This is a genomic window from Streptomyces cylindrosporus, assembly GCF_022698165.1.
GTDB lineage: Bacteria > Actinomycetota > Actinomycetes > Streptomycetales > Streptomycetaceae > Streptomyces > Streptomyces cylindrosporus.
Window position 1 is genome coordinate 1,114,566 of record NZ_JALDAY010000001.1, and the last position, 6,373, is coordinate 1,120,938.

The window sequence follows — 6,373 nt, forward strand, 5'->3', positions numbered from 1 at the left end:
GTCGTGATCACTCGTGCAGCCTGCCTGAGCAAACGCTCAGTCGGTTGCCGATTGTTCCAGACGTACGACGACGGACTTGCTGGCCGGGGTGTTGCTGGTGTCCGCCGTGGCGTCCAGCGGGACCAGGACGTTGGTCTCCGGGTAGTAGGCGGCCGCGCAGCCGCGTGCCGTCGGGTAGTGCACGACCCGGAACCCGGGCGCCCGGCGCTCGACCCCGTCCCGCCACTCGCCGACCAGGTCGACGTAGGAGCCGTCGGCGAGCTTCAGCTCCCGCGCGTCCTCGGGGTTGACCAGGACGACCCGGCGGCCGTTCCTGATGCCCCGGTAGCGGTCGTCGAGGCCGTAGATCGTGGTGTTGTACTGGTCGTGCGAGCGCAGCGTCTGCAGCAGCAGACGGCCCTCGGGCAGCTCCGGGTACTCCACGGGGGCCGCGGTGAAGTTGGCCTTGCCGGTCTTCGTGGTGAAGCGGCGCTCGTCGCGCGGGGCGTGCGGGAGGGCGAAGCCCCCGGGGTGCGCCACGCGCGCGTTGAAGTCCTGGAAACCGGGGACCACGCGCGCGATGCGGTCGCGGATCGTCGCGTAGTCCTTCTCGAACTCCTCCCACGGCACCGAGTTCTCCGGGCCGAGCACCCGGCGGGCCAGCCGGCACACGATGGCCGGCTCGGACAGCAGATGGGCGCTCGCGGGCTCCAGGCGGCCGCGGGAGGCGTGCACCATGCCCATGGAGTCCTCGACGGTCACGAACTGCTCGCCACTGCCCTGGAGATCGCGCTCGGTGCGGCCGAGGGTCGGCAGGATGAGCGCACGCGCGCCCGTGACCGCGTGCGAACGGTTCAGCTTCGTCGACACGTGCACGGTGAGCCGGGCTCGCCGCATGGCCGCCTCGGTGACCTCGGTGTCGGGGGAGGCGGAGACGAAGTTGCCGCCCATGGCGAAGAAGACCTTGGCCCGGCCGTCGCGCAGGGCGCGGATCGCCTCGACGGTGTCGTAGCCGTGCTCGCGCGGGGGCGCGAAGCCGAACTCCTTCTCCAGGGCGTCCAGGAAGGCGGGCGCGGGCCGCTCGAAGATGCCCATCGTGCGGTCGCCCTGCACGTTCGAGTGACCGCGCACCGGGCACACGCCCGCGCCCGGGCGACCGATGTTGCCGCGCAGCAGAAGGAAGTTGACCACCTCGCGGATGGTCGGCACGGAGTGCTTGTGCTGGGTCAGGCCCATCGCCCAGCACACGACGGTGCGCTCGGAGGCGAGCACCATGCGCAGGACCCGCTCGATCTCCGCGCGGGTGAGACCGGTCGCGGCGAGCGTCTCGTCCCAGTCGGCGGCCTTGGCGGCGGCGACGAACTCCTCGTATCCATGCGTGTGTTCACGCACGAACTCCTCGTCGACCGCACCCTCCGTCTCCAGGATCAGCCTGTTGAGGAGACGGAACAGGGCTTGGTCGCCGCCGATGCGGATCTGCAGGAACAGATCCGTGAGCGCGGCGCCCTTGAGCATGCCCTGCGGGGTCTGCGGGTTCTTGAAGCGCTCCAGGCCGGCCTCGGGCAGCGGGTTGACGCTGACGATCTTCGCGCCGCCCGCCTTCGCCTTCTCCAGCGCGGAGAGCATGCGCGGGTGGTTGGTGCCCGGGTTCTGGCCGGCGACGATGATCAGGTCGGCCTTGTAGAGGTCCTCCAGCAGGACGCTGCCCTTGCCGATGCCGATCGTCTCGCTCAGCGCCGAACCGGACGACTCGTGGCACATGTTGGAGCAGTCCGGCAGGTTGTTCGTGCCGAGCTGCCGGGCGAACAGCTGGTACAGGAAGGCCGCTTCGTTGCTCGTGCGGCCCGAGGTGTAGAAGAGGGCCTCGTCCGGGGAGCCGAGGGCGGCGAGCTCCTCGGCGACGATGTCGAAGGCGCGCTCCCAGCTCACCGGCTCGTAGTGCGTGCCGCCCTCGGGCAGGTACATGGGGTGCGTCAGCCGCCCCTGCTGGCCCAGCCAGTAGCCGCTGCGGGTGGCGAGATCGGCGACGGAATGGGCGGCGAAGAACTCCGGGGTGACCCGGCGCAGGGTGGCCTCCTCGGCGACCGCCTTCGCGCCGTTCTCGCAGAACTCCGCGGTGTGCCGGTGGTCCGGCTCCGGCCAGGCGCAGCCCGGGCAGTCGAAGCCGTCCTTCTGGTTGACGCTCAGCAGCGTCAGCAGGGTCCGCTTCACGCCCATCTGCCGCTGCGCGACGCGCAGGGTGTGCCCGATCGCCGGCAGCCCGGCGGCGGCATGCTTCGGCCCACCGACCTGCGGCGCGTCCTGGACCGGATCACCCTTGGGCGGCTTGCTGGCCATCGCGCACTCTCCTTCGCGTACATGTGCGAGGTACGTCTCCGATCCTCGCACGCGGCGCTGACAGCCGGGGCTCCGCGGGCGACGGGCGGGCCGGATTGTCAGTGGCGCATGGCAGGATCGGGTTCGTGGCAGAGACAGCATCGAAGAAGACCGAGAACACCTCCGGCGGCAAGCGGCCGCGGCTGATGCTCATGGACGGGCATTCGCTGGCGTACCGCGCGTTCTTCGCGCTGCCCGCGGAGAACTTCACGACGGCGACGGGCCAGCCGACGAACGCGATCTACGGCTTCGCGTCGATGCTCGCCAACACCCTGCGTGACGAGGAGCCCACGCACTTCGCGGTGGCCTTCGACGTCTCCCGCAAGACCTGGCGCTCCGAGGAGTTCACGGAGTACAAGGCCAACCGCTCCAAGACCCCGGACGAGTTCAGGGGCCAGGTCGAGCTGATCGGCGAGGTCCTCGACTCGATGCACGTCTCGCGATTCGCCGTCGACGGCTTCGAGGCGGACGACATCATCGCCACGCTCGCCACCCAGGCCGAGGCCGAGGGCTTCGAGGTGCTGATCGTCACCGGCGACCGCGACTCCTTCCAGCTGGTCACCGAGCACACCACGGTGCTGTACCCGACGAAGGGCGTCTCCGAGCTGACCCGGTTCACCCCGGAGAAGGTCTTCGAGAAGTACGGCCTGACGCCCGCCCAGTACCCCGACTTCGCGGCCCTGCGCGGCGACCCGTCCGACAACCTCCCCGGCATCCCGGGCGTCGGCGAGAAGACGGCCGCGAAGTGGATCAACCAGTTCGGGTCCTTCGCCGACCTCGTCGAGCGCGTCGAGGAGGTCAAGGGCAAGGCCGGGCAGAACCTCCGCGACCACCTGGAGGCCGTCAAGCTCAACCGCCGCCTCACCGAGATGGTGCGCACGGTCGAGCTGCCCAAGACGGTCGCCGACCTGGAGCGCGCGCCGTACGACCGCAAGACGTTCGCGATGATCCTCGACACCCTGGAGATCAGGAACCCCTCGCTGCGCGAACGGCTGCTGGCCGTCGACCCGGGCGCCGAGGAGGCCGAGGGCACGCCGGTCGTCGCGGACGGCGTGGAGCTGGACGGCACCGTGCTGTCCACCGGCGAGCTGGCCGGCTGGCTCGGCGAGCACGGCACCACCACCCTCGGCGTCGCCACCGTCGACACCTGGGCGCTGGGCACGGGCTCGGTCGCGGAGGTCGCGCTGGCCACGGCCGAGGGGCCGGCCGCCTGGTTCGACCCCTCCCAGCTGGACGAGGCCGACGAGACGGCGTTCGCGGCGTGGCTCGCCGACGAGGCCAGGTCCAAGGTCTTCCACAACGCCAAGGGCGCGATGCGGGTCTTCGCCGAGCACGGCTGGAGCATCGCTGGCGTCTCCATGGACACCGCGCTCGCCGCGTACCTGGTCAAGCCGGGCCGCCGCTCCTTCGACCTGGACGCGCTGTCCCTGGAGTACCTGGGCCGCGAGCTGGCGCCCGCCGCCACGGCCGACGGGCAGCTCGCCTTCGGGGCTGACGACGGCGCCGAGGCCGAGGCCCTGATGATCCAGGCCCGCACGGTGCGCGACCTGGGCGAGGCCTTCGAGAGCCGGTTGCAGGAGGTCGGCGCGGCCGACCTGCTGCGGGACATGGAGCTGCCCACCTCCGCCCTGCTGGCCCGCATGGAGCGACACGGCATCGCGGCCGACCGGGCCCATCTGGAGGCCATGGAGCAGATGTTCGCGGGCGCCGTCCAGCAGGCCGTGAAGGAAGCCCACGCCGCCGCCGGACACGAGTTCAACCTGGGCTCGCCCAAGCAGCTACAGGAAGTCCTCTTCAACGAACTCGCCCTGCCCAGGACGAAGCGCACCAAGACCGGTTACACCACGGACGCCGACGCGCTGGCGTGGCTGGCGACCCAGACGGACAACGAACTTCCGGTGATCATGCTCCGCCACCGCGAGCAGGCCAAGCTCCGTGTGACGGTGGAGGGCCTGATCAAGACGGTAGCGACGGACGGCCGTATCCACACCACGTTCAACCAGACGGTCGCGGCCACGGGCCGGCTGTCCTCCACGGACCCGAACCTTCAGAACATCCCGGTCCGCACGGACGAGGGCCGGGCGATCCGCCGGGGCTTCGTCGTCGGCGAGGGCTTCGAGTCGCTCATGACCGCCGACTACAGCCAGATCGAACTGCGCGTGATGGCCCACCTGTCCGAGGACGAGGGCCTCATCGAGGCGTTCACCTCCGGCGAGGACCTGCACAACACGGTGGCCGCGCAGGTCTTCTCGGTCGACCGGGAGCATGTCGACGCGGAGATGCGGCGCAAGATCAAGGCGATGTCGTACGGCCTCGCGTACGGGCTGTCCGCCTTCGGGCTCTCCGGGCAGCTGAACATCGACGCGGGCGAGGCGCGGGCCCTGATGGACACGTACTTCGAGCGCTTCGGCGGGGTCCAGGACTATCTCCGCCGGGTAGTGGACGAGGCGCGCGCCACGGGCTACACGGCAACGCTCTTCGGTCGTCGCCGCTATCTCCCCGACCTCAACAGCGACAACCGCCAGCGGCGCGAGGCGGCCGAGCGGATGGCCCTCAACGCGCCCATCCAGGGCACGGCGGCGGACATCGTCAAGATCGCCATGCTGAACGTCGACAAGGCTCTGCGCGCGGCGTCCCTCACGTCCCGGATGCTCCTCCAGGTCCACGACGAAATCGTCCTGGAGATCGCCCCGGGCGAGCGCGCGGTGGTGGAGGAAATCGTCCGCCGCGAAATGTCCGACGCGGTCCACCTGAGGGTCCCCCTGGGCGTCTCGGTGGGCGCGGGCCCGGACTGGGAATCAGCAGCGCACTAGCCTCCGGCGGCGGGGTGGGGGCCGCTGCCGCGTGGTGCTGGGCGGGCGGCTGGGGGCTTGCGTGGTGCCGGGCGGGCGGCGAGGCCTGGTGTGGTGCTGGGCGGGCGGCTACGGGCTTGCGTTGTTCCGGGCGTGGGGCGAGGGCCTCGTGTGATGTCGGTTGGGTGGCGATGGCTGGGCGTTGCGCTGCTCGGTGGCGAGTGCCTGGCGGTGCTCGGTCGGCGTGACGATCTGGGGTGGAGCTGTGCGGCTGGGGCTGGGATTCCTGTCTCGGCTCGGCAAGGGCAATCGGCTGGTCGCCCCCGGACTCCGCCGCAACGGCGCGCCCCCACGGCCCTTCCCGGCGGTGCTGAGCTCGCCCCAACCCCCGGCCGCGAGCCGCCCCGCTCAACCGTCGGCCAAGCCCCGCAGGGCCCGTCACTCACGTGGCCCCCGTCAAGGCGACCCCCGCCCCCGCCTCCCGCAAGGATGCGGGCATGGGTATACGCATGCTCAACCGCCGTCCGGCGAGAGCGCAGGCGAGTGCCGAGTCGGCGCCCGCCGTGCCCCTCGCCCCGGTCCCGGCCTTCGCGGCCGACGCAAGCACCGCCCGCATCCCCACGGACCTCACTGCGACCCTGCGCCACACGTCCACGGCCCTGCGCCAGACGGCAGCAGACCTCCGCCGCACAGCGACCGACCTCCGCCGCACGGCCACCGACCTTCGCCTCACAGCCACCGCTTTCCGGTCCCGCCTGCCCCGGCGAACGCCGGTCACCGAGGCGGTCACGCCCACCTCAGCCGCCTCGGACCTCTCCGGCCTACCGGGCTCGTACGCCTCCGGCGATTCGCCCGGGTGGCACGCCCCTGGCGACTCGCAGGCTTCCGGTGGCTCATTTGGCTTGTGCGCCCCTGACGACTCGCCCGGCTTGCAGGCTCCCGGTGGCTCACCCGGCTCAAACACCCTCCCCGACCCGCCCGGCCCCGTCGCTCCGCCACCCGCCACCATGGCCGACCTGCCCGGCCCCGTCGCCCCACCACCCGCCACGCTCCCCGACCCGCCTGGCCCCGTCGCTCCACCGCCCGCCACCCTCGGGGACTCACCCCGCCCCGGTACCCCACCACCCGCCACGCTCCCCGACCCGCCCGGCCCCGTCACCCCACCACCAGATGGGAAGAGAGGGGGGTAGGGGATGGGGGTTAAGAATAAGTGGGATTTGGCTTGT

2 protein-coding genes are annotated in these 6,373 nt (G+C 71.4%); one reads left to right on the top strand and one right to left on the bottom strand.

What is annotated here, in order from left to right; all coding sequences use genetic code 11:
* Window positions 1-36: 36 nt before the first annotated feature.
* Window positions 37-2,316, bottom strand: coding sequence for an FdhF/YdeP family oxidoreductase (locus MQP27_RS04950; RefSeq protein ID WP_242761284.1), 2,280 nt, complete (start codon window positions 2,314-2,316; stop codon window positions 37-39).
* Between the two features lie 125 nt (window positions 2,317-2,441).
* On the opposite strand from MQP27_RS04950, the gene polA reads away from it, so the two are divergent.
* A complete protein-coding gene (polA, locus tag MQP27_RS04955) occupies window positions 2,442-5,168 on the top strand; it encodes a DNA polymerase I (protein ID WP_242761286.1) in 2,727 nt (908 codons plus the stop codon).
* The last annotated feature ends 1,205 nt before the right edge of the window (window positions 5,169-6,373 follow it).

Coding starts and splice junctions, on each gene's coding strand:
- MQP27_RS04950 (WP_242761284.1), bottom strand. CDS start 2,316: ATGGCCAGCAAGCCGCCCAAGGGTGATCCGGTCCAGGACGCGCCGCAG.